Source organism: Mangrovimonas sp. DI 80 (assembly GCF_001975575.1).
GTDB lineage: Bacteria > Bacteroidota > Bacteroidia > Flavobacteriales > Flavobacteriaceae > Mangrovimonas_A > Mangrovimonas_A xylaniphaga.
In genome coordinates, this window is sequence record NZ_MSDT01000003.1 from 290673 (window position 1) to 313785 (window position 23113).

General features: G+C 39.7%; 25 protein-coding genes. 23 read left to right on the plus strand and 2 right to left on the minus strand.

What is annotated here, in order from left to right; translation table 11 throughout:
- Positions 1-6 precede the first annotated feature (6 nt).
- From rlmN to dnaG, 6 genes are all read left to right on the plus strand, one after another.
- Positions 7-1047 carry a 23S rRNA (adenine(2503)-C(2))-methyltransferase RlmN gene (gene rlmN / locus BKM32_RS07500; RefSeq protein ID WP_076663270.1) on the plus strand — a complete coding sequence of 347 codons (1041 nt, stop codon included), beginning with the start codon at positions 7-9 and terminating at the stop codon, positions 1045-1047.
- 87 nt (positions 1048-1134) lie between these two features.
- On the plus strand, positions 1135-2112 hold the full coding sequence (locus BKM32_RS07505; RefSeq protein WP_076663271.1) for a polyprenyl synthetase family protein: 978 nt from the start codon (positions 1135-1137) through the stop codon (positions 2110-2112).
- 74 nt (positions 2113-2186) lie between these two features.
- Positions 2187-2750, plus strand: a complete 564-nt coding sequence (locus tag BKM32_RS07510; RefSeq protein WP_076663272.1) for an RNA polymerase sigma factor — start codon at positions 2187-2189, stop codon at positions 2748-2750.
- Positions 2737-3537: a hypothetical protein gene (locus BKM32_RS07515; protein ID WP_076663273.1), complete on the plus strand. Its 801-nt coding sequence runs from the start codon at positions 2737-2739 to the stop codon at positions 3535-3537. Before BKM32_RS07510 ends, BKM32_RS07515 begins: the two co-directional genes overlap by 14 nt.
- A 91-nt stretch (positions 3538-3628) precedes the next feature.
- Complete coding sequence (locus BKM32_RS07520; RefSeq protein WP_076663274.1) at positions 3629-4723, plus strand: hypothetical protein; 1095 nt, start codon at positions 3629-3631, stop codon at positions 4721-4723.
- Between the two features lie 98 nt (positions 4724-4821).
- Complete coding sequence (gene dnaG, locus BKM32_RS07525) at positions 4822-6783, plus strand: DNA primase (protein ID WP_076663324.1); 1962 nt, start codon at positions 4822-4824, stop codon at positions 6781-6783.
- Here the strand turns inward: dnaG and BKM32_RS07530 are convergent.
- On the minus strand, positions 6780-7415 hold the full coding sequence (locus tag BKM32_RS07530; protein ID WP_053978445.1) for a response regulator transcription factor: 636 nt from the start codon (positions 7413-7415) through the stop codon (positions 6780-6782). The genes dnaG and BKM32_RS07530 overlap by 4 nt on opposite strands.
- Before the next feature lie 149 nt (positions 7416-7564).
- Positions 7565-8353: an NAD(+) synthase gene (gene nadE, locus BKM32_RS07535; RefSeq protein WP_076663275.1), complete on the minus strand. Its 789-nt coding sequence runs from the start codon at positions 8351-8353 to the stop codon at positions 7565-7567.
- Between the two features lie 91 nt (positions 8354-8444).
- Here nadE and gldB point away from each other — a divergent pair, with 91 nt between their 5' ends.
- The 17 genes from gldB (at position 8445) to BKM32_RS07620 (ending at position 23103) form a co-directional block, all read left to right on the plus strand.
- On the plus strand, positions 8445-9404 hold the full coding sequence (gene gldB, locus BKM32_RS07540) for a gliding motility lipoprotein GldB (protein ID WP_076663276.1): 960 nt from the start codon (positions 8445-8447) through the stop codon (positions 9402-9404).
- Complete coding sequence (gene gldC, locus BKM32_RS07545; protein WP_053978442.1) at positions 9404-9742, plus strand: gliding motility protein GldC; 339 nt, start codon at positions 9404-9406, stop codon at positions 9740-9742. Before gldB ends, gldC begins: the two co-directional genes overlap by 1 nt.
- A gap of 158 nt (positions 9743-9900) precedes the next feature.
- Positions 9901-10521: a DUF4230 domain-containing protein gene (locus tag BKM32_RS07550; RefSeq protein ID WP_076663277.1), complete on the plus strand. Its 621-nt coding sequence runs from the start codon at positions 9901-9903 to the stop codon at positions 10519-10521.
- 33 nt (positions 10522-10554) lie between these two features.
- Positions 10555-11127 carry a TetR/AcrR family transcriptional regulator gene (locus BKM32_RS07555; RefSeq protein WP_076663278.1) on the plus strand — a complete coding sequence of 191 codons (573 nt, stop codon included), beginning with the start codon at positions 10555-10557 and terminating at the stop codon, positions 11125-11127.
- A gap of 160 nt (positions 11128-11287) precedes the next feature.
- A complete protein-coding gene (gene paaE / locus BKM32_RS07560) occupies positions 11288-12361 on the plus strand; it encodes a 1,2-phenylacetyl-CoA epoxidase subunit PaaE (RefSeq protein ID WP_076663279.1) in 1074 nt (357 codons plus the stop codon).
- A gap of 74 nt (positions 12362-12435) precedes the next feature.
- Entirely contained in the window at positions 12436-13392 is a 957-nt protein-coding gene (gene paaA, locus BKM32_RS07565) for a 1,2-phenylacetyl-CoA epoxidase subunit PaaA (protein ID WP_053978438.1), read from the plus strand.
- Positions 13393-13402: 10 nt separating this feature from the next.
- Positions 13403-13690, plus strand: coding sequence for a 1,2-phenylacetyl-CoA epoxidase subunit PaaB (gene paaB, locus BKM32_RS07570; RefSeq protein WP_053978437.1), 288 nt, complete (start codon positions 13403-13405; stop codon positions 13688-13690).
- A gap of 121 nt (positions 13691-13811) precedes the next feature.
- Positions 13812-14564 carry a 1,2-phenylacetyl-CoA epoxidase subunit PaaC gene (gene paaC / locus BKM32_RS07575; protein ID WP_076663280.1) on the plus strand — a complete coding sequence of 251 codons (753 nt, stop codon included), beginning with the start codon at positions 13812-13814 and terminating at the stop codon, positions 14562-14564.
- Between the two features lie 63 nt (positions 14565-14627).
- A complete protein-coding gene (paaD, locus tag BKM32_RS07580; RefSeq protein WP_076663281.1) occupies positions 14628-15128 on the plus strand; it encodes a 1,2-phenylacetyl-CoA epoxidase subunit PaaD in 501 nt (166 codons plus the stop codon).
- A 9-nt stretch (positions 15129-15137) separates the two neighbouring features.
- A complete protein-coding gene (locus tag BKM32_RS07585; RefSeq protein ID WP_076663282.1) occupies positions 15138-15524 on the plus strand; it encodes a VOC family protein in 387 nt (128 codons plus the stop codon).
- A gap of 2 nt (positions 15525-15526) precedes the next feature.
- Positions 15527-16306: an enoyl-CoA hydratase-related protein gene (locus BKM32_RS07590; protein ID WP_171971850.1), complete on the plus strand. Its 780-nt coding sequence runs from the start codon at positions 15527-15529 to the stop codon at positions 16304-16306.
- On the plus strand, positions 16307-17461 hold the full coding sequence (locus BKM32_RS07595) for a 3-hydroxyacyl-CoA dehydrogenase NAD-binding domain-containing protein (protein WP_076663284.1): 1155 nt from the start codon (positions 16307-16309) through the stop codon (positions 17459-17461).
- The gene (locus tag BKM32_RS07600) at positions 17461-17865 is read left to right on the plus strand and encodes a PaaI family thioesterase (protein ID WP_053978431.1); all 405 of its coding nucleotides are present in this window, start codon (positions 17461-17463) and stop codon (positions 17863-17865) included. The genes BKM32_RS07595 and BKM32_RS07600 overlap by 1 nt, the downstream gene beginning before the upstream one ends.
- A gap of 155 nt (positions 17866-18020) precedes the next feature.
- Complete coding sequence (pcaF, locus tag BKM32_RS07605; protein ID WP_076663285.1) at positions 18021-19226, plus strand: 3-oxoadipyl-CoA thiolase; 1206 nt, start codon at positions 18021-18023, stop codon at positions 19224-19226.
- A 1-nt stretch (position 19227) separates the two neighbouring features.
- The gene (gene paaZ / locus BKM32_RS07610) at positions 19228-21729 is read left to right on the plus strand and encodes a phenylacetic acid degradation bifunctional protein PaaZ (RefSeq protein ID WP_076663286.1); all 2502 of its coding nucleotides are present in this window, start codon (positions 19228-19230) and stop codon (positions 21727-21729) included.
- An 18-nt stretch (positions 21730-21747) separates the two neighbouring features.
- The gene (locus BKM32_RS07615) at positions 21748-22503 is read left to right on the plus strand and encodes an enoyl-CoA hydratase/isomerase family protein (RefSeq protein WP_076663287.1); all 756 of its coding nucleotides are present in this window, start codon (positions 21748-21750) and stop codon (positions 22501-22503) included.
- Positions 22504-22506: 3 nt separating this feature from the next.
- Positions 22507-23103: a transferase hexapeptide repeat family protein gene (locus BKM32_RS07620; protein ID WP_076663288.1), complete on the plus strand. Its 597-nt coding sequence runs from the start codon at positions 22507-22509 to the stop codon at positions 23101-23103.
- The last annotated feature ends 10 nt before the right edge of the window (positions 23104-23113 follow it).

Sequence of the window (23113 nt, forward strand, 5' to 3'; positions counted from 1 at the left end):
GCATCTATGGAAGTAAAGAAGAAAGACATACGAGCACTCACCAAAGAACAATTGCGTGATTTTTTTGTGGAGCAGGGGGATAAGGCATTTAGAGGAAACCAGGTGTATGAATGGCTCTGGAATAAAGGCGCCCATACGTTTGAGGACATGACCAATATTGCCAAGGATACCCAAGCCATGCTTCATGAAAATTTTGTGATTAATCATGTGAAGGTCGACCAAATGCAACGTAGTTCGGATGGAACCATCAAAAATGCGGTAAGGTTGCATGACGGATTGGTTGTAGAATCGGTGTTAATTCCTACGGCAACCAGAACCACGGCCTGTGTGTCTTCGCAAGTAGGTTGTAGTTTGGATTGCAGGTTTTGTGCTACGGCAAGATTAAAGCGCATGCGTAACTTGAATCCTGATGAAATTTTCGATCAGGTGGTGGCCATTGATAATGAAAGCAAACTTTACTTTGATAGGCCTTTAAGCAATATTGTGTTTATGGGCATGGGAGAACCACTCATGAATTACAATAACGTGCTTAAGGCAATTGATAAAATCACTTCTCCTGAAGGATTAGGCATGTCTCCAAGGCGAATTACAGTTTCTACGTCAGGGGTACCCAAAATGATTAAAAAAATGGCCGATGATGAGGTAAAATTCAAATTGGCTGTATCGCTGCATTCTGCTATTGATGAAGTGCGCACTTCTATAATGCCCTTTAACGCTACATTTCCTTTAAAGGATTTACGCGAAGCCCTTGAGTATTGGTATGCCAAAACCAAAAATAGAATTACTTATGAGTATGTGGTTTGGGAAGGGATCAATGATGCCAAAAAAGATGCTGAGGCTTTGGTTCAGTTCTGTAAGTTTGCTCCAAGTAAGGTGAATCTAATTGAGTATAACCCTATCGACGATGGAGAGTTCCAACAGGCCAATCCAAAAGCAATTGATATGTATGTATCCCTATTGGAAGCCAATCATATTACTGTGACCGTGAGACGCTCCAGAGGTAAGGATATTGACGCGGCCTGTGGTCAATTGGCAAATAAGAGTTAAAGATTTTTCTTTCCAAAGAAACTTGAAATAGTATTTTACAAGCTTTTTTAGTAGGTTTGTCATTACCTAAATGACTAAATTTTTCTGTTGAAAATAGTAGAGCAAATAAAGCAGCCCATCGCTTACGAAATGGACCTTTTTGAACAAAAGTTTCAACTGTCCATGTCTTCTAAAGTGGCATTGCTCAATAGAATTACTACTTATATTGTTAACAGAAAAGGGAAGCAAATGCGCCCAATGTTCGTCTTCTTAGTGGCGAAAATGGTCAACAATGGCGAAATCAGTGAACGGACCTATCGGGGTGCTTCGGTTATTGAGTTGATCCATACGGCTACATTGGTTCATGATGATGTTGTGGACGATAGTAATAGACGTCGCGGTTTTTTCTCCGTCAATGCCCTTTGGAAAAACAAGATCGCTGTTTTGATTGGGGATTTTCTGTTATCTAAAGGTTTGTTGCTTTCCATTGATAATAATGATTTCGATTTGTTGAAAATCATTTCCGTAGCCGTTCGGGAGATGAGTGAAGGAGAGTTGTTGCAAATAGAAAAGGCCCGCCGATTGGACATTACGGAAGCCGTATATTATGAAATCATTCGTCAGAAAACGGCAACCTTAATCGCTGCCTGTTGTAGTTTGGGAGCTGCTTCGGTAAAACCAAATTCATCAGAGGTGGAAACCATGCGTAAATTTGGAGAGTTGATTGGGATGGCTTTTCAAATTAAGGACGATTTGTTTGATTATGGAGAAGATGCCATTGGTAAACCTACAGGTATCGATATCAAGGAACAAAAAATGACACTTCCGTTGATTCATGTACTTAATAAATGTGATAAGAAGGACAAAAAGTGGTTGATCAATTCCATAAAAAATCACAATAAGGACAAAAAACGTGTTAAGGAAGTCATTAATTTTGTTAAAGATAATGGCGGCCTGGATTATGCCATCGCTAAAATGAAAGAGTTTCAAAAAGTAGCACTTACTTTGTTGGAAACTTACCCCGAATCTGAATTCAAAAGTTCACTAAAACTTATGGTGAACTACGTAATTGACAGAAAAAAATAATTTTTTTCAACCTACAGGCAACCATTGGTTCAATAATTGCGTCTTTGTATATAAAGACCAACACCTTGTAGATTTTGAAAGTCATTCAACTGCATAAAAATACCAAAGAGCTTATCACAAAAGCGGCGAAGGACAATCGCGAGGCACAGCATGTGCTTTATGAAATTCATGCGCCAAAGATGTTGAGCGTATGCAGGTATTACATCAAGGATGTACAGGATGCGGAAGAAGTGATGTTGAATGGTTTTTTTAAAGCCTTCACCAACATTAAATCCTTTAAAAATGAAGGGAGTTTTGAAGGCTGGCTTCGGAGGATCATGGTGAGGGAAGCCATTTCTTTTCTTAGAAAACGAAAATCCTTGGAATTTCCTACAGAAGAGGAAAGCATGCCGCAAGAGCATGTATATAGTACAACTTCAGGACTTGAAGTAAATGACATTCAGCAGCTCATTGATGAACTTCCGGAAGGGTATAGAATGGTCTTTGTAATGTACGCTATTGAAGGGTATAAGCACCACGAAATAGCTGAGGAATTGGAGATTTCTGAAGGGACGTCAAAATCGCAGTTGTTTAAGGCGAGACAGATGCTTCAGGAAAAATTGAACAGATTAAATAACACAAGTTATGGCGCCAATTAAGTTTGAAAATGACATAAAGGAGACCTTGGAGAAACGTGCCATCCAGACGTCTCCAGCGTCTTGGGACAAGTTGTCCAGCCGTTTGGATGTAGAAACCACTAAACACAAACACAGAAACAAAAGATTTTGGTGGATGGGCATTGCCGCCAGTTTAGTTGGGATCTTTTTGGTAAGCAGTCTTTTCTTTAAAAAGGATAGTATAAATATAGATACCTCTGTGATTGTTGATGTTGAGGGAGATATCACACCCAAGTATAAGGGAGAAACAAAGGTTGTAGTAACAGAATCTGAAGTTAAGGAAGGTGTATCTGTTAATAATGAAGAAGAAGTTAATAGAGATTTAATCAAATCTGAAATATCAAAATCAGAAACTGTAGCAAAGGTTACTAACAGTGAGCTTCCTTCCGAAAAGAATAAATTGGAAAATTCTTTGCCTTTAAACGAATCGGCTATAGAACAAAATGTGGCAGTGCAAGACCATAAAGAAGTTTCTGAAAATTTGGAACCACTGGATTTAAAGGTTCAGGATGTCGTGACTCTAATTACCGAATTGGCAGCCCAAAATACAGAAGTAACCGATAGAGAAATAGACTCTTTGTTACAGATGGCGGAATTGGAAATACAACAAAGCATATTATATAATGAATCCACAAGAACCGTGGATGCCAATGCGCTCTTGGAGAGTGTGGAAATGGATTTAGAAGACTCCTTTAGAGATAAAGTTTTTAAAGCCCTAAAAGAAAGTTACGTTACCGTGAAAACTGCAGTCACCCAGCGTAATCAGTAAATAGTTCCGTGAGGAAATTCAAATTGAAATATGCTCAGGCCACGTATATGGAGATTACATAAATTAAACATCAATTAAAAAACAAACAGTTATGAATACCATTACAAAACATGTAGTGCTGCTAATCCTATGTCTAAGTTTAAGCAACGTTTATGCCCAGGATACCATTCCAAAAGCTAATAATAGCGTTAAGATAGAAGCTCTAAAAAAAGAAAAAATAGAAATTGAAAATCAGGAAAAGGAACTTTTGAAAGCCGAAGTCGAACGAATTAATCAACGTTTCGATAATGGTGAAATTACTCAGGAGGAAGCGGATCAACTCAAAAAGGAAGCAGCTCAAAAACACGCTTTAAATATAGAAAATCGTTTAGCAATCATTGACAATAAAATTGCTCTTTTGGAACGAAATGAAGAATTGTGGTCTTCAGAAGACAAGAGTACAACCTTTGTTTTTGAATTAGGTAAGGGGGAAGATGCGGATGAGTATGACAGAGGTGTGATTTATATTGGGGAAAGGGCAGATTATAAATTAAAGCCTACTGTTTATGATAAACGCACTACTGGTGATTTAGTTTTTGCCATAGGTTTTAACAACGCTATTATTGAAGGCGAGTCTTTTGGAGACTCACCCTATAAATTTGGTGGCTCTGGTTTTGTAGAATTGGGGTATGCATGGAAAACAAGAGTCTTTGAAAATTCTAATGCACTAAGGCTTAAATACGGGTTTTCATTTCAATGGAATAAATTAGATATCAAAGACAATATGTATTTTACGGAAACTAACGATATTGTAATGTTGTCGGAATTTCCTGAGGATGTAAGGAAATCGAAATTTAGAACAACCAATTTGGTGTTTCCAGTTCATTTTGAATTTGGGCCATCCAAAAAGATAGAAAGGGATACTTATTTCAGATATTCTACCTATAAAAAGTTTAAAATTGGGATTGGAGGCTACGCAGGTTTTAATTTGGAGTCCAAGCAAAAAGTGAAATATAGAGTAGACGGAGACCGTGAAAAGGATAAATATAAAGGGTATAACGTTAATGAGTTGGTCTATGGGGTGAGTGGTTACCTGTCTTTTGGTAGTATTGGGTTGTATGCTAAGTATGATTTATCGCCAATTTTTAAAGATCAACCAGTAGATCAAAACAATATTTCCTTGGGTATTAGGTTTGATATGGATTAAAAGAAATCGACATAATTGAAAGCTTCGGTCATGCTTTGACTGGAGCTTTTTTTGTATCCAATAATGTCCTAAATTTACCTTTTCAAAAATGTATTGATTTGATTTCAAAAGCCTCTATAGAACAAGTCTTTGAAACCGCTCGTGTAGAGGAGGTTATTGGAGATTTTGTGCAATTAAAAAAGTCTGGAACCAATTATAAAGGGTTGAGTCCGTTCAGTGATGAGCGCTCACCTAGTTTTATGGTCTCTCCCGTAAAGCAAATTTGGAAGGATTTTTCTAGTGGAAAAGGAGGGAATGCCGTCACTTTTTTAATGGAGCACGAGCATTTTACCTATCCTGAAGCCATTAAATATTTGGCGAAAAAATACAATATTGAAATTGAAGAAACCGAGCAAACCAATGAACAGAAACAGGAAGCCAACGAGCGTGAAAGTTTGTATTTGGTCAACGAGTTTGCCAAGGATTATTTCCAGAAAATTCTTTTTAAAAGCGATAAAGGTCAGGCCATTGGTTTAAGCTATTTTAAAGAGCGTGGTTTTACCAATGATACCATCAAGACCTTTCAATTGGGATACTCCCTAGATGAGTGGCAGGCCTTTACCGATGAGGCTTTGAAAAAAGGCTATCAGATCGATTATTTAGAGAAAACAGGGTTGACCATTGTTAAGGAAGACAAGCGTTTTGATCGTTTTAAAGGTAGAGTGATGTTTCCAATACAAAGTATGAGTGGTCGTGTTTTGGGTTTTGGAGGAAGGATTTTGGTGACCGATAAAAAGGCCGCCAAATACTTAAATTCCCCAGAGAGTGAGGTCTACCATAAAAGTAAAGTGCTCTATGGTATTTACCACGCCAAGCAAAGCATTGCAAAGGAAGATAATTGCTATTTGGTAGAAGGGTATACCGATGTGATTCAATTTCACCAAAGAGGAATTAAAAACGTGGTGGCTTCATCTGGAACCGCTTTAACTTCAGAGCAGATTAGACTGATCAACCGTCTCTCTAAAAACATTACGGTGCTCTTTGATGGTGATGCGGCAGGTATGAGAGCTTCTTTGAGAGGGATTGACTTAATCCTGGAGCAGGGCATGAACGTTAGGGTGTGTACTTTCCCGGAAGGAGAAGATCCGGATAGTTTTGCAAGGCAAAATACATTAGAGGAACTTAAGGAGTATTTGGATGCTAATGCTAAGGACTTTATCCAGTTTAAGGCTTCAGTTTTGGTGGAAGATGCCAATAATGATCCTATCAAAAAGGCAGAAACCATTAGAGATATTGTCAATAGTATTGCAAAGATTCCTGACAATATCAAAAGGGAGGTGTATATTCAAGAGTGTTCCCGAATAATGGACATTAGCGAAGATGTGCTATTTACTACCTTGGCCCAAATGGGTAAAAAGGAGGTTCAGGAGGCAAGTAAAAATGACCGTCCAGAGCAGCAAGCTTTTCAGGTAGTAAAAAGGGAAGAGCCCAAGCAGAAAATCGATTTGCAGTACGAATTGGAGCGAAAAATCATTGAAATTTTACTCCTATATGGTAGCGAAACTGAAGATTTTGATGATTTGGTGCTGAAAGAAGACGAAAAAACAGGCGACTTAAAACTGGAACCAGTTATTAATACTACTAAGGTATTTGATAAAATTTTCCTCGATTTACAGGAAGACGAAATGCAGTTTGCTAATCCTAATTTTCATAATATCTATAATTCTTTGATGGAAGAACTACATAGCGACAAGCCATTTTCCACAAGGGAATTTGTGAATAGGCTGGATCAGGATATGGCCAGTGAAGTTACCAGTATTCTTATGGAAGACGAGCGCTATACGCTTCACGATTGGGAGCGCAATTTGATTGTGCCTAAACAAAAGAGCGAATCGATAGCACAGTTGGTAAACCAAACTATTTTAAGCCTGCGTTGCTTTTTGATTGATAAAAAAGTAGCAGAATACAAAAACGACACCTTACGGGAAGATGTCGATAGAATGGCCATTATAGAGGACGTCAAAGACTACCTGGGTCTAAAAATGTTGTTATCTAGAAAACTTGGTAAAGTGGTGGGTTAACCGTTGGTTAATTCCAAATGTTTCGCTTGATGGATTAAATCTACAAGATTGGTAACGTGTAATTTTTTGAATAACCTTGCTTTATAGGTGCTCACAGTTTTTTCGTTGATATCCAATTCTTGAGCAATTTCCTTATTCTTCTTACCAGACGACAATAGTTTTAACACTTCAACTTCACGAGTGGATAGACGCTTGTACATCTTGCTCGGAGACTTTTTGGTGTCGTTATAGTTAAGGTGTTTGGCCATGTTACTACTTAAGTAAATACCGCCATTATAAACCTTTAAAATAGCTTCTTTGATAGTGTCCGTGTCTTCTGTTTTGGAAAGGTACCCAGAAGCTCCTGCTTTCAATACGCTAATGGCATAGATTTCTTCTGGGTGATGGCTAAAAAAGAGCACCTTTAAGTTTTGGTGTTCCTTCTTTATGGCTCTTAAGGCGGTAATCCCGTTCAATTCTGGTAGATCAATCTCTGAAACCACAACATCTACAGAATGTCGCCGGATGAATTCAAAAATTTCGATACCGCTACCTACACTGCCAATAACCTGTATTTCGGGGCTAGATTCAAATAGCAACTGTAACCCTGTTCTAACAATCGGATGGTTGTCAACGACTAATACTTTAATCATAATAGGAAAAAATTAAGTAATTAAGTTAATATGCTATTAATCAGAGATGAAACTCAGACAAGATTAAGAGGTATATGGGGTAGTTCTTTTTGTAAATGTAATGAAAAAAATAACAGGTTTAAAGATTTGTGTTCGAAAATTAATAAGAATTATCTTAAACTATCCGGAATAGTGCATACAGGTATAGGGTTCATCTTGTGTTGGTTAGCTTTGTTGAAGCGCATGAAGATTTCAAAAACCTCCTTTTCGCGGCCTTCAAAATCATTGGCTGTTTGTCCTTCGTCTTTCATCTTCATAGCCCATTCCAATTCAGGGTATGAAGCGCCTATTTGGTCTTCGTCTGTTCTGTCATCTCCCCATAGACCATCGGTTGGTGCAGCTTCAATAATTTCTTGGTTAACCCCTAAATATTTAGCGATTTCGTAGACTTCGGTTTTCAATAAATCGGCAATCGGGCTTAAATCAACGCCGCCATCTCCATATTTGGTGTAAAAGCCTACGCCAAAGTCTTCTACTTTGTTTCCTGTTCCCGCTACGAGCAATTTATCAAGGGCAGCAAAGTAGTACAGTGAAGTCATTCTTAACCTTGCTCTGGTATTGGCCAACGACATAAAACGATCTGCTTCATTGTCTACCTGAGGTAAAACAGCTACCAAACTATCAAAAACAGGAGTTAGATTCACTTGTGTCATGCTCACTTTATCAAATTTGGATTGCATCCATTTGATATGATTTAAGGCACGGCTTACTTGTGAAGGGGCTTGATGTATGGGCATTTCCAAGCATAGTAGTTCCAAGCCTGTCATGGCGCATAAGGTAGAGGTTACGGCTGAGTCAATTCCTCCGGAAACTCCTATTACAAAACCATTTACTTTAGCATTGGTTGCGTAGTCTTTTAGCCAATTTACGATGTGGTCAACAATTTTTTCTGTTTGCATTTTAGTTACGATTTAAATCTAAGAATAGTACCTTTGCAAACAAAAATAAACTAAACGGGTTAGGAATAAAAATAAACACAGTTTAAGTTTTATGAAGAAAATAATTTTACTTTTTACTGTTCTTGTCACTGCGTTATCATGTGATAAAACCTCAAAAACAGAACAGGAAATTTCAAAAATAGACATTCCTTTTAAGGTAGAGCGCTTTGATGAAGCCTTTGCTAAAGCTACCCCGGAAGATTTACCAAAACTAAAAGCTAGCTATCCGTTTTTGTTTTCAAAAAGAATTAGTGATTCTGTGTGGATCAACCGCATGCAGGACACTTTACAGGAACAGTTGTTTGAAGAAGTAGATAAAGTATACCACGATTTTGATGATGTGGAATTGGAAATCGAAAAACTATTTCAACACTTAAAATATTACGATAAAACTTTTGCTGCTCCAAGGGTGATTACCTTGACTTCGGATGTAGATTACCGAAACAAAACTATTGTAACCGATACCATTGCATTGATAGCTCTAGATACTTATTTGGGGGCAGACCATGAATTTTATTCTGGAATCCAAAAGTATATTGTTCAGAATATGACCAAATCACAAATTGTACCGGATTTGGCAACTAATTATGCTGAAAAATACAGCTTCCAATCGCAGCGTAAAACCTTGTTGGATGAAATGGTTTACTATGGGAAGTTGTTGTATTTTAAGGATAGGATGATTCCGTTTAAAACGGATGCCGAAAAAATTGGGTATTTACCGGAGCAATTGGCTTGGTCCCAGGAGAACGAAAGCTATATCTGGAGGTATTTTATCGACAAGGAAATGCTGTACAGCACCGATACAGGTTTGGCAGGCAGGTTTATTGCGCCTGCACCGTTTTCAAAATTTTATTTGGAATTGGATAGGGAATCCCCAGGACGATTGGGACAATTCATTGGCTGGCAAATTGTGCGTTCCTATATGGAGCACAACGACGTAGATTTTAAGGAGATGCTTCAAATGGAAGCGTCCGAAATTTTTAATAATTCAAAATATAAACCACGTAAATAATGGCAGAGAATATAAAATCAACAATTACATTAAATGTAGAATTGGACGAAAACCGCATTCCTGAAAACTTAAGCTGGACGGCGCAGGATGGCGGTATTGAAAATGAAGAGGCAAAGGCTATGTTATTGTCGGTTTGGGACAGTAAAGCACAGGAAACTTTGCGTATCGATTTATGGACCAAAGACATGCCAGTTGATGAAATGAAACTGTTTTTCCATCAAACCTTAGTGGCTATGAGCGACACTTTTCACCGTGCTACCCAAGATGAAAAGATGACGGCAACTATGAAGGATTTCTGCGATTATTTTGCAGAGAAGTTGGAGTTGAAAAAGAAATAATCACTTGATTTTTAGCTTAATAATTCGGTAACTTTTTAGTAACACATCTAGTTCGGGTTATTTTTATTTTTACAAGGCTATTAATCAATTATTTAAAAACATTAGTTAGGCTTTCACAGGAGAAAGCAACTAATGTTTTTTTTGTTTAAATTAGCCTTATGCGAAAAATCCTCTTAGGAATTTTAATAACCCTTGCGGCACTTTTTGTTTTCAAATATTGTGCTGATCAAAAGAAAGACGAAGCGGTGCTTTTGGAGAGTTCTGCATTGATTCAGGAGCAGATTCGGAAGGTTGGGAAATTGGTGGTAATCGAGGGACATTTCAGCGAAGTGTTCAACTATAAAAATTCCAAAGAGCTCTTCGGTTCTTACTTTACTTCAGATAAAAAGGCTTTGGTAGTGGTGAATGCCGAGGTGACCATTTCATATGATTTGAGCAAGATTGAATACGAAGTGGATGAAACCAACAAAATCCTGAGAATAAAAAGCATCCCCAAAGAAGAAATTAAGATCAGTCCAGATTTGGAATACTATGATGTGCAATCTGATTTTTTCAATCCGTTTGAAGCCAAAGACTACAACATCATCAATCAAAAAGTAAAGGCTTCCTTGGCTAAAAAGTTGGAAGCTTCACAAATGAAGGCCAATGCCAAAGATCGATTGATTAGCGAACTGTCCAAATTTTATATCCTGACCAATTCATTGGGTTGGACCTTGGAATACAACGAAACTCCTATTTATGTATTGGATGAGTTGCAACAAATAAACCTTCAAAATTAACAGCCTTCCCTAGGCAATCTAAACTTCTAAAAATTGAGTACTCCTGTAAATACCCGTAAAGACGAAATTATAAAAACCGCGGCCAAACTTTTTAAGGAAAAGGGCTATAGTGCTGTGACTATGCGGGATTTGGCTGGGACTATGGGGATCAAGGCGGCAAGCTTGTACAACCATATTAGTTCCAAGCAGGAAATCCTCAAGGATATTATTATTTCCTTGGCGGAGACCTTTACGGAAGGGATGAGAGAGATCAAGTCTGCTGAAATTTCCAGTATCGAAAAACTTCGGAAAATTGTCAAATTGCACGTAGATATCACGTCAAACAATACCTCCGGGATGGCATCCTTGAATAATGATTGGATGCATTTGGAGGAAAAGTTGGAGTATTATTTAACCTTACGCACAGATTATGAGGAGGAGTTTCGTGATATTTTAATTGAGGGCATCAATGCAGGGGAAATTGAAGATTCCAATGTCGATGTCATGTTGTTTTCCATGTTGTCCACATTACGTTCCCTTTATATCTGGATCCCGAAAAAGGAGGATTTAAACCCTGAAGAACTCTCCGAAAACTTGAGCAACGTACTTATTAACGGCATTGTTTAAAGTTGAATTTTATGCACTTGGCTGCAATTTTTTGGCAGCTAAATTTCGATATCTACAATTATAAAGCGTTAAGCTTTGGAAATTAACATTTGTATCTCGAAATATTTTGTAAATTTGCTATCAAACTAACAAGTGTTAGTTAAAATGCATCGAACAAAATATGGCAGAGTTTTATCGAATAAAAGTTTCAGATATATATAAGGAAACAAAGGATACCGTAGTGGTGTCTTTTGAGATTCCCGAAGATTTAAAAGAGGTATTCAAGTTTAAGCAAGGGCAACATTTAACTTTGCGAAAAGAAATAAATGGGCAGGACGTGCGAAGAAATTATTCGCTTTGCTCTAGTCCGTTGGACAATGAGTGGAAAGTGGCCATCAAGACCATTAGAGGAGGGCTGTTTTCCAACTATGCTTTTAACGAATTAAAGGCGGGCGATGAGTTAGAGGTGATGCCGCCACACGGAGAGTTCTTTGTGGAATGCGAGCCCGAAAGTTCCAAAAATTATATCGCCTTTGCTGCAGGTAGCGGAATTACTCCAATGCTATCCATTATCAAGACCCATTTGCACAAGGAACCGGAGAGTACATTCAAGTTGTTTTACTTGAATCGCACGGTGAAATCCATTATCTTTAAGGAAGAAATAGAGCAGCTTAAAAATGAGTTCTTTGGACGCTTTCAAGTGTTCTACTTTTTAACCAAAGAGCAACGCGATATTCCATTTTTAAATGGACGATTTGACCACGAAAAACTAGAGATTTTAACCAAGACCTTTATTGATATTCCAGATACGGCACATGCCTTTATCTGCGGACCCCAAGACATGATCTTTTTGATTCGAGATGAACTTCAGGCGGCAGGATTGCCTAAAGAGAACATTCATTATGAATTGTTTTTCTCTGGAAGTTCCGAAGAAGAAAATAAGCACATCGCTGAAGTTTTGGAAGAGAAAGTAGATGGTACAGAAGTGACCATTATCGATGGTGGAAAAGAATTCCATTTCATCATGGATGACGATTTCGACAACATTTTGGATGGTGCTTTGGCCGCAGGAGCCGATTTACCTTTTGCTTGTAAAGGTGGGGTTTGCTCTACTTGTAAATGTCAAGTGAAGGAAGGTTCGGTTAAAATGAAAATCAACTATGCTTTGGAAGAAAAAGAGGTAGCACAAAATTATGTGTTAAGTTGCCAAGCGGTACCGACGACAGACAAAGTGGTGGTTGACTTTGATGTGTAAGAATTCCTAAGGAAGAATTCTTTAAACTATTGAAACAATTAATTTAAACATACCTGTTTGGGCAGGCATAAATTATGAGTGAAGAACAAATTAAAAATTTAGAAGAACAATTCGAAGCACGTATTGCACGTGACGAGAAAATAGAGCCTAAAGATTGGATGCCGGAGAAATACCGCCAGACCCATATTAGGCAAATATCACAACACGCCCATTCAGAGATTGTGGGGATGTTGCCAGAAGGGAATTGGATTACTAGAGCGCCTTCGTTAAGAAGAAAAGTGGCGTTATTGGCCAAGGTCCAGGATGAGGCTGGCCATGGTTTGTATCTGTATTCAGCATGTGAAACTTTAGGGATTTCTCGTGACGAATTGTATGAGCAGTTACATTCCGGTAAGGCTAAATATTCCTCGATATTCAATTATCCAACCGTTACTTGGGCCGATATGGGAGCCATTGGTTGGTTGGTAGATGGCGCAGCCATTATCAATCAAGTGCCCTTGTGCAATACCTCATTTGGACCTTATGCCCGAGCTATGGTGAGAGTGTGTAAGGAAGAAAGTTTCCACCAGCGTCAAGGCTATGAAATCATGTTGAAACTTTGTCAAGGAGCTCCGGAACAAAAAGAAATGGCTCAGGATGCTTTAAACCGTTGGTGGTGGCCTAGTTTGATGATGTTTGGTCCTACCGATGCAGAATCAACCCATACTGAACAATCCATGAAATGGAAGTTGAAACGTAAAACCAATGACGAATTGCGTCAGCAGTTTATTGACCAAACGGTACCTCAGGCGGAAATTCTGGGTTTAACCATTCCAGATCCAGATTTAAAATGGAATGAAGAACGAGGAAGCTATGACTTTGGTGAAATCAATTGGGATGAGTTTTGGCAAGTGGTAAAAGGCCACGGACCAATGAACAAGGAGCGTATGAAAGCTCGTGTGGGAGCATGGGAACGCGGCGAATGGGTGCGTGATGCAGCCATGGCGCATGCCGAAAAGCAACAAGAAAGAAAAGAAAAACAAGCAGTTTAAAAATAATATTATGTCAACAAAAAACTGGCCTCTTTGGGAAGTCTTTGTAAGAAGTAAAAACGGATTGGAACACAGGCATTTTGGTAGCTTACATGCGGCCGATGCTGAAATGGCGTTGGAAAATGCACGTGATGTCTATACAAGAAGAAATGAAGGTGTGAGCATTTGGGTGGTAGAATCAAAGTATATCACTGCTTCAAACCCAGAACATAATGGTGAAATGTTCGAGCCGGCGCAGGATAAGGTGTATCGTCATCCTACCTTTTATGACTTGCCGGACGAAGTAAAACATATGTAATAGTTTCCTGAAAACAGGAAATTCGTAAGTAAAACAAATGTCACTTCGAGTAATTTGTACGATAGTAACAAATTGTATCGAGAAGTAATTAAACAGATTCCCATTTTCGTGGGAAAGAGATATGAAAGACAATTTATATAGATATATACTAGGCATTGCCGATAACTCTTTGATTTTGGGTCAAAGGTTGGGGGAACTGTGTGGGCACGGGCCAAATTTGGAAACCGATATTGCCTGTACCAATATGTCCTTGGATTTGTTGGGGCAAGTACGCAGTTATTATCAATATGCCGCAAAAATAAAAGGAGAAGGCGCTTCCGAAGATACCATTGCATTTCTTCGAAAGGAACGTGAATATTACAATGTACTCTTGGTGGAGCAGCCTAATACAGATTTTGGATACACTATGGCACGTCAGTTTTTATTTGATGTGTATCATTTGCTGTTCCTAACCGAATTGCAAAAAAGTAGCGATCTAACTTTATCGGCCATTGCTACAAAATCTATCAAGGAAGTAAGCTATCACCAACGTTTCTCTTCCGATTGGATCAAACGTTTGGGCGATGGAACTGAAGAAAGCAATACACGCATTCAAACCGCTATCAACGATCTTTGGACTTATACTGATGAGTTGTTTCATCTAACGGATGCAGATAAGGCTATGGTTGAAGAAGGCATTGGAGTGGATGTGACGACACTTAAGGACGCTTATTACAAGACGGTTTCTGAAGTGTTGGAAGAAGCAAGGATAGAAATTCCAGAATCCAAGTATTTCCAAAAAGGTGGAAAACAAGGAATTCACACAGAGCACATGGGCTATTTGTTGGCCGATATGCAATACATGCAACGCGCCTACCCAAATATGGAGTGGTAAAATTCCTGCGAAAGCAGGAATCTAAAATTAACTGTGGTTTCGAGAGAAATCGAGAGGTTTAAAATGGTAGAAGAAAAACAACATATAGACGAAATTCTTATCCCAATTCTGGAACAGGTGTCAGATCCTGAAATTCCAGTGTTGTCCATTATGGATATGGGAGTTGTACGTTCTGCCGTTATTGAAAATAACCTTGTCAAGGTAAAAATCACCCCAACCTATAGTGGTTGCCCTGCCATGGATGTTATTGGGGACGATATCAAAGCCGCATTAAAAAAGGCTGGTTATGAATCGGAAATAGAGTTGATTCTAGCCCCAGCTTGGACAACCGATTGGATCACACCCAGAGGAAGAAAGGCTTTGGAAGCGTATGGCATTGCAGCTCCTTTGGAAGCCGAAGCCGATAAAGATGTGCTTCTTCATGGCAAACGAATTGTGAAGTGTCCTCAATGTGGTTCAACCAATACACGGTTGGTAAGCCAATTTGGTTCTACGGCCTGTAAGGCCCAGTTTCAATGTGATGATTGTCATGAACCTTTCGATTATTTTAAATGCTTGAAATAATAAAATACAATGGAAAATAAACAATCACCAATGTTGGGTCTTCGTACGGTTGTATACATGGTGGAGGACCTTGAGAAAGCCAAAGCGTGGTATGCCAAGGCCTTCAATGCGCAGCCATATTACGATACCCCTTATTATGTGGGATTTAATATTGGAGGCTACGAATTGGGCTTGCATCCCAAAGAGAAGGTACAAGGCACCGATAATGGAACGGTGCAAACCTATTGGGGTGTTGAGGATATCCAAAAGGTGTATGATATCTTAGTTGAAATGGGAGCCACCAAGCATGAAGCACCCAATAATGTTGGAGGCGACATAGTTGTAGCGAGCGTGTATGATCCTTGGAAAAATATCATTGGAATTATTTATAATCCAGAATTTAAACTACCAAAATAGATATGAGTTCAATTGAATTGAAAATTGAAAATAATATAGCCTATATCACGCTTAACCGTCCAGAAGTATTCAATAGTTTCAATCGCGAAATGGCCTTGAAACTTCAAGAGACTCTGGATGCTTGTGAAACAAATGAAGAGGTAAGAGCCATTGTGTTGACAGGAAACGGAAAGGCATTTTGTGCGGGACAGGATTTAAAGGAAGTTACTTCACCAGAATTGAACCCTGGCTTCAAGAAAATATTGGAAGAACACTACAATCCAATCATTACCAGAATTCGACATATAGAAAAACCAATCATAGGAGCTGTAAATGGCGTAGCTGCTGGCGCAGGAGCCAATATTGCTTTGGCCTGCGATGTGGTAGTGGCCCATGAGCAGGTGAGCTTTATTCAGGCTTTTAGTTTGATTGGTTTGATTCCAGACAGTGCCGGGACATTCTTTTTGCCGCGATTGATTGGCTTCCAAAAAGCGTCTGCTTTGGCCATGTTGGGAGATAAAGTGTCTGCTGAAGAAGCCGAGCGCTTGGGGATGATTTATAAAGTATTGCCATTGGAAAGTTTTGAGGAAGAAGTATCTAAACTAGCCTTAAAAATGGCAAACATGCCAACCAAAGCATTGGGATTGATCAAGAAAAGTTTGAATCAATCCTTGACCAACAACTTGGAAGAGCAGTTGGCTTTGGAGTCAAAATATCAAATTGAAGCTGCAGGAACCGAGGATTATGCTGAAGGGGTTTCGGCATTTGTAGAGAAAAGAAAACCAACTTTTAAAGGAAAGTAAATGAACGTAGGAATCATAGGAAGCGGCACCATGGGGAGTGGCATTGCACAAGTGGCAGCCACCGCGGGATGTACCGTTAAATTATATGATACCAATGAAGCAGCTTTGGAAAAAGCAAGATTGTCATTGGAAAAAATATTAGCCAGATTGGTGGAAAAGGGGCGCATTGATACTCATGAAAAACTGAGGATTCAAAGCAATATTCAATATGTGGATACCCTAAAGGAATTAGCAGGTTCCAACCTTACCATTGAAGCCATTGTTGAGAATTTGGACATCAAGAAAAAGGTCTTTTCAGAATTGGAAAGCTATGTGAGTGATGACTGTATCATCGCTTCAAACACCTCTTCTTTATCCATTGCTTCCATTGCGGCATCGCTTCAAAAGCCGGAACGCTGCATTGGAATTCACTTTTTTAACCCAGCACCTTTGATGAAGTTGGTAGAGGTGATTCCTGCCGTGCAAACTTCCAAGGACGTTTTGGATTTGGCGGTAAAGACTATTTCCGATTGGAATAAAACTGTGGCGGTTGCTAAAGATACCCCTGGATTTATTGTGAATCGTGTGGCACGTCCATTTTATGGGGAAGCCTTGCGAATTTATGAAGAAGGGATTGCCGATTTTGCAACCATTGATTGGAGCTTAAAAACCATTGGAGGTTTCCGTATGGGACCTTTTGAGTTGATGGATTTCATAGGGAATGACGTGAATTATACCGTAACCGAAACAGTGTTTACATCCTTCTATTTCGACCCTAGATACAAACCATCTTTTACGCAAAAGCGTTTGAGCGAAGCAGGATATTTAGGCAGAAAAACCGGGAAGGGATATTACGATTATTCCGAAGGAGTTGAAATGCCTACTCCAACAGAGAACAAAGAATTAGCCCAACAAATTTTTGACCGTGTCTTGGTGATGTTGATTAATGAAGTAGCAGATGCTTTGTTCTTAAATATTGCGTCGGCTGAAGATATTGACAATGCCATGACCAAAGGGGTGAATTACCCCAAAGGGCTGTTGGCATGGGCAGATGAAAAAGGAATTGATTGGTGTGTAGCCAAGTTGGATGAGCTTTATAACGAGTATCATGAAGATCGTTACAGGTGCAGTCCGTTATTGCGTAAAATGAACAAAGAAAACAAAAGCTTTTTTTAATGCAGGGCGAACAAATACCGCACAAAATGTTGCACCAAGATCCGTTTAGTACTTGGTTGGGCATAGAAATTTTGGAATGCGAAATTGGTCGTTGCAAGGTAGGGATGACCGTTAGAAAGGAAATGCTCAACAGCATGGGCAAAGCACATGGAGGCATTAGTTATTCGCTTGCAGATACAGCCTTTGGTTTTGCAGCAAATACCCACGGTAGATTTTCGGTTTCCATTGAAACCAGTATCAATCATATCGAAGCCCTAAACGAGGGTGATTATTTGGTGGCGGAGTCCGTGATAGAAAAAGTAAATAACAAATTAGGCTTCAATATTGTTGAAGTAAAGCGAGGCGATGAACTGGTAGCACTGTTCAAAGGTGTGGTATATCGCACTCAAAAAGAATGGGAATGAATTCTTGCGAAGGCAGGAATCTCTTAATTCAAAAGAAATATCGAAACCTAAACAGAAAAGTATTGTTTAGGAATGCGTAAAAATATAATAGTAAATAGGATTCACACTTTCGTGAGAATTAAACTGAAAAGATACCCACTTTCGTGGGCATAAATATGAAAGAAGCATATATCATAGATGGAGTTCGTACTCCAATAGGAAGTTACAAAGGCACTTTGTCGGCTGTGAGAACGGACGATTTAGGGGCTTTGGTAATTGAAGAAATAGTTAAACGAAATCCAAACATTCCAAAAGAAGCTTACGATGATGTGATTTTGGGCTGTGCTAACCAAGCCGGGGAAGACAACCGCAACGTAGCAAGAATGTCTTTGTTGTTGGCTGGCTTGCCATATACCGTTCCAGGAGAAACGGTGAACCGTTTGTGCAGTTCAGGATTGTCGGCGATTATTCATGCCAATAGAGCGATAAAAGCTGGAGATGGCGACATTTTTATTGCAGGCGGTGTTGAAAATATGACACGTGGACCTTTGGTAGTTTCAAAGCCGTCTTCAGGTTTTGGAACAGATTCCAAAATGTATGATTCCAGTTTTGGATGGCGTTTTGTAAATCCAAAAATGCACGAGATGTATGGAACAGATGGTATGGGGAATACCGCTGAAAACTTGGTAGAGTTGCACGATATTTCACGTGAGGATCAAGATAAGTTTGCCAACTGGAGCCAAATGAAGGCGACCAAAGCCCAAGAAAATGGGAGATTGGCAAAAGAAATAATGACGGTTGAAATTCCACAACGCAAAAAGGACCCGATTCTGTTTGCAAAAGATGAATTTGTAAAACCAACAACCACTATGGAAGTGTTGGGGAAATTGCGTCCGGCCTTTAAAAAGGATGGAAGCGTCACAGCAGGGAACTCCTCTGGATTGAATGATGGAGCAGCAGCGACCATTATCGCGTCTTCAGAAGCGGTTGAAAAATATAACTTAAAACCATTGGCTAGAATTGTTAGTTCCGCGGTGGTTGGCGTTGAGCCTCGCATTATGGGGATTGGCCCTGTAGAGGCTTCCAATAAAGCTTTGGCAAAGGCAGGTTTGACCATGGACGATATGGATATTATTGAACTAAATGAAGCGTTTGCTGCTCAGGCCTTGGCATGTACACGTGCTTGGGGATTGGCGGACGACGACCCTAGATTGAACCCAAATGGAGGCTCAATTGCTATTGGTCATCCACTGGGAGTGACAGGCGCACGTATCGCTTATTCGGCAGCATTGGAATTACAGGAACAAAATAAGCGTTACGCTTTGGTGACCATGTGCATTGGTGTCGGGCAAGGTTACGCAGCAATTATTGAAAGAGTGTAATATGAAAAAAATACAACATTACGTTCAAGGTCAATGGACCGAAGGTAAAGAAGAAGGAATTCCGGTTTTAGATGCTATTACTGGGGAAGCTTTTACCAGTGTGGCCATTGAAGGTTTGGACATTCCAGAAATATTAAACTACGGAAGAACCAAGGGAGGGGAGATTCTTAGGGAAATGACGTTTCAGGAGCGTGGGAACATGCTTAAAAAGTTGGCCTTATATCTTACCAAACGCAAAGAGCAATTTTACGAATTAAGTTACCGTACAGGTGCTACTAGAATAGATAGTTGGATAGACATTGAAGGAGGTTTTGGAAATCTTTTTGCTAATGCCTCTTTAAGAAAATTGTTTCCTAATCAACCTTATCATGTTGAAGGGGACCCAATCGATTTATCTCGTGGAGGCCGTTTTATGGCACACCACATTATGGTTCCTAAAAAAGGGGTGGCGGTACATATCAATGCCTTTAATTTCCCGGTTTGGGGAATGTTGGAAAAGTGTGCGGTAAATTGGATGGCAGGGGTTCCTGCAGTCGTGTTGCCAGCCCCATCATCATCTTATTTGGCAGAGGCTGTAGCTAGAGAAATCATAGCCTCAGGAATTTTGCCAGAGGGAGCCTTACAAATTATTAATGGTACCGTAAAATCCATATTGGATACGGTAGAGTCTCAAGATGTGGTGACCTTTACAGGGTCTGCAGCAACAGGACGTTTGTTAAAAGCGCATCCTAGATTAATACAGGAGGCTGTGCCATTTACTATGGAAGCAGATTCTTTGAATGCTTCTATCCTTGGTGAAGATGCTGTGCCAGGGACTCCAGAATTTGATCTGTTCATAAAGGAAGTTCGAAATGAAATGACGGTGAAAGCAGGACAAAAGTGTACGGCTATCCGTCGTATCATTGTGCCTGAAGGTATTGTTGAGGATGTTCAGATTGCTTTAGGAAAAGCTTTGGATAAAGTTACCATAGGAGACCCGAGATTGAAAGAAGTGAGAATGGGATCTTTGGTAAGCAAACAACAAGTGGAAGCCGTGAAGAATTCCATTTCAGATATTGCCAAAGAAGCCGAAATGGTATATGGGAATTTAGATACATTGGATACCATAGGAGCCGATGCCCAGAAAGGAGCGTTTATTAGCCCTGTCTTGTTCCGTACGGATAATCCGTTGCAAAACACCGTGGTTCACGAACGTGAAGCTTTTGGTCCGGTAAGTACCATAATGCCATATAAAACTATGGACGAAGCGGTTACTTTGGCCCAAATGGGAAAAGGGTCTCTAGTGTCTTCCATAGCGACTAATGATGATAAGATTGCTAAGGAATATGTGATAAATGCAGCTTCGCATCATGGCCGAATTCTAGTGTTGAATCGTGAAAGTGCCAAACAAAGTACCGGTCACGGGTCTCCATTACCGTATTTGGTTCACGGTGGTCCAGGACGTGCCGGAGGTGGCGAAGAGATGGGAGGTATGCGAGGTATCAAACATTATCTGCAGCGTACTGCAATTCAGGGCTCACCAACTACTTTGACCGAAATAACTGGGATATATCAGCAAAAAGCGGCCTATAAGGAAGCAGAGCAGCATCCGTTTAAATACCATTGGGAAGACATCCAACCAGGAATGTCACTTAAAACCCATAAGCGAACCTTTACAGATACCGACATTATCAATTTTGCGAATTTGACTTGGGACCATTTTTATGCCCATACAGACATCACCTCGCTGGATGGTAGCATTTTTGAAAAACGCACGGCTCATGGGTATTTTATCATTTCCGCAGCAGCGGGATTGTTTGTATATCCAAACAAAGGCCCTGTGGCAGCAAACTACGGTTTGGAAGAATGTCGATTCCTGCGTCCATTGTACCATAACGATACGGTATACGTACGATTGACTTGTAAGCAAAAAGTAGATCGCGATGTGGCAGGAGCCGAACATCCTAGTGGGATTGTAAAATGGTTTGTAGAGGTATTTGATGCCAATAATGATGAAATGGTAGCTTTTGCAACTATTTTGACCATGGTTCAGAAGAAACAAGAAACTTTGGTGGAAATGACCGAAGCTAAAATTGCAGAATGTATCAACAAGCTTACCGAAGAGGATAAAGCAAAGTGGGGGAATCTTACACCTCAGTTAATGTTGGAGCATTTGGAATATACCTACAGAATTGCTTCTGGCGAAATTCAGGATTTTGAAATAGCTACGCCTGAAAAGATTTTGGAAAAAGTACATGCCACGCTATATAACTATGATAAAATGCCAAGTGGTTATGATTTTCCTTTGGCAGAAAGATCTCGAATTACTGAGTTAAAGCATGCCAGTTTAGAGGAGGCCAAAGAAAAATTGAAAGAAGCTCGTGAAGCCTATTTGGCCTATTTTAAAGAACATCCAGAAGCTAAAACCAAAAATGTTGTTTTTGGAGAGTTGAATAGATACGAGTGGTATTTATTGGAGAGAAAACATTTAAATCATCATTTCGAGCAATTCGGATTGATATAATTATAAAAGAAATTGAAGATGGAAAATAGTCCATACGTAAAGTTAAGCATAGAAAATCATGTCGGGTATGTGGAGTTTTTTCACCCAGAACATAATTCGTTGCCAGGAAATGTATTGGCCGATTTAGCCCAAACTATTACAGATGCAGGAAACAATGATGATGTTAAGGTCATCGTTCTTAAAAGTGGAGGCGATAGAACCTTTTGTGCAGGAGCTAGCTTTAAGGAATTGATCAATATCAATGACGATGCCACAGGAAAGGTATTCTTTTCAGGCTTTGCCAATGTGATCAATGCCATGCGCAAATGTCCGAAGTTTGTCATTGGACGTATTCAGGGCAAAACCGTTGGTGGTGGTGTTGGCCTGGCAGCGGCAACCGATTATTGTATGGCGACCAAATTCGCTGAAATCAAACTAAGCGAACTTAATATTGGGATTGGTCCTTTTGTTGTTGGTCCTGCCATAGAGCGTAAAATGGGCGTGAGTGCCATGTCGCAAATTGCTATGGATGCCAATAGTTTTTATTCTCCAGAATGGGCTACAGACAAAGGTCTGTTTACTCAGGTTTTTGATACCACTCAAGACATGGATGAAGCGATAAAAGCTATGGCTGAAAATTTGTGTACTTACAATCCAGAGGCCATGAAAGAAATGAAAACTATGTTCTGGCAAGGAACCGAGCATTGGGATGAATTGCTTTCGGAACGTGCTGCGATTAGTGGACGTTTGGTGTTGGGAGAGTTTACAAAGGAAATTTTGAAACGTTTTAAGTAAACCATGATTTACAGTTTTAAAGGATATACGCCAGTAGTACACGAAAGTAGTTTTGTGCACCCTTTGGCGGCCGTAACCGGAAACGTTATCATCGGGAAAAACTGCTATATAGGTCCTGGAGCTGCTATTCGTGGCGATTGGGGACAAATCATTTTGGAGGATGGTGTGAACGTTCAGGAAAACTGTACGGTGCACATGTTTCCTGGGAAATCAATTACACTTAAAGAAAGTGCCCATGTTGGTCATGGAGCCGTGATTCATGGTGCTAATTTGGGAAGAAATTGCTTGATTGGGATGAACAGTGTCATTATGGACGATGCCCAAATAGGGGATGAATGCATCGTTGGTGCTATGGCCTTTGTAAAGGCAGAAACCATCATTCCAAACCGAAGTCTTGTTGTTGGAAACCCAGCCAAAGTTGTCAAGGAAGTTTCCGATGACATGATTGCATGGAAGACTAAAGGGACGCAATTGTATCAGCAATTACCAGCAGATTGCCATGAGAGTCTGAAGGAGGTTGAACCTTTAAGGAAGATTCCGGAAAACATGAAAGTTCAGGAGGGTGCCTATGACACGCTTCGTGATTTTATGAAAAAGTAAGTTTAATAAA

Excerpts from the sequence above, each read along its gene's own strand:
- rlmN (WP_076663270.1), top strand. The coding sequence starts at position 7 with ATGGAAGTAAAGAAGAAAGACATACGAGCACTCACCAAAGAACAATTG.
- BKM32_RS07515 (WP_076663273.1), top strand. The coding sequence starts at position 2,737 with ATGGCGCCAATTAAGTTTGAAAATGACATAAAGGAGACCTTGGAGAAA.
- BKM32_RS07520 (WP_076663274.1), top strand. The coding sequence starts at position 3,629 with ATGAATACCATTACAAAACATGTAGTGCTGCTAATCCTATGTCTAAGT.
- BKM32_RS07530 (WP_053978445.1), bottom strand. The coding sequence starts at position 7,415 with ATGATTAAAGTATTAGTCGTTGACAACCATCCGATTGTTAGAACAGGG.
- nadE (WP_076663275.1), bottom strand. The coding sequence starts at position 8,353 with ATGCAAACAGAAAAAATTGTTGACCACATCGTAAATTGGCTAAAAGAC.
- gldB (WP_076663276.1), top strand. The coding sequence starts at position 8,445 with ATGAAGAAAATAATTTTACTTTTTACTGTTCTTGTCACTGCGTTATCA.
- gldC (WP_053978442.1), top strand. The coding sequence starts at position 9,404 with ATGGCAGAGAATATAAAATCAACAATTACATTAAATGTAGAATTGGAC.
- BKM32_RS07550 (WP_076663277.1), top strand. The coding sequence starts at position 9,901 with ATGCGAAAAATCCTCTTAGGAATTTTAATAACCCTTGCGGCACTTTTT.
- paaE (WP_076663279.1), top strand. The coding sequence starts at position 11,288 with ATGGCAGAGTTTTATCGAATAAAAGTTTCAGATATATATAAGGAAACA.
- paaA (WP_053978438.1), top strand. The coding sequence starts at position 12,436 with ATGAGTGAAGAACAAATTAAAAATTTAGAAGAACAATTCGAAGCACGT.
- paaB (WP_053978437.1), top strand. The coding sequence starts at position 13,403 with ATGTCAACAAAAAACTGGCCTCTTTGGGAAGTCTTTGTAAGAAGTAAA.
- paaC (WP_076663280.1), top strand. The coding sequence starts at position 13,812 with ATGAAAGACAATTTATATAGATATATACTAGGCATTGCCGATAACTCT.
- paaD (WP_076663281.1), top strand. The coding sequence starts at position 14,628 with ATGGTAGAAGAAAAACAACATATAGACGAAATTCTTATCCCAATTCTG.
- BKM32_RS07585 (WP_076663282.1), top strand. The coding sequence starts at position 15,138 with ATGGAAAATAAACAATCACCAATGTTGGGTCTTCGTACGGTTGTATAC.
- BKM32_RS07590 (WP_171971850.1), top strand. The coding sequence starts at position 15,527 with ATGAGTTCAATTGAATTGAAAATTGAAAATAATATAGCCTATATCACG.
- BKM32_RS07595 (WP_076663284.1), top strand. The coding sequence starts at position 16,307 with ATGAACGTAGGAATCATAGGAAGCGGCACCATGGGGAGTGGCATTGCA.
- BKM32_RS07600 (WP_053978431.1), top strand. The coding sequence starts at position 17,461 with ATGCAGGGCGAACAAATACCGCACAAAATGTTGCACCAAGATCCGTTT.
- pcaF (WP_076663285.1), top strand. The coding sequence starts at position 18,021 with ATGAAAGAAGCATATATCATAGATGGAGTTCGTACTCCAATAGGAAGT.
- paaZ (WP_076663286.1), top strand. The coding sequence starts at position 19,228 with ATGAAAAAAATACAACATTACGTTCAAGGTCAATGGACCGAAGGTAAA.
- BKM32_RS07615 (WP_076663287.1), top strand. The coding sequence starts at position 21,748 with ATGGAAAATAGTCCATACGTAAAGTTAAGCATAGAAAATCATGTCGGG.
- BKM32_RS07620 (WP_076663288.1), top strand. The coding sequence starts at position 22,507 with ATGATTTACAGTTTTAAAGGATATACGCCAGTAGTACACGAAAGTAGT.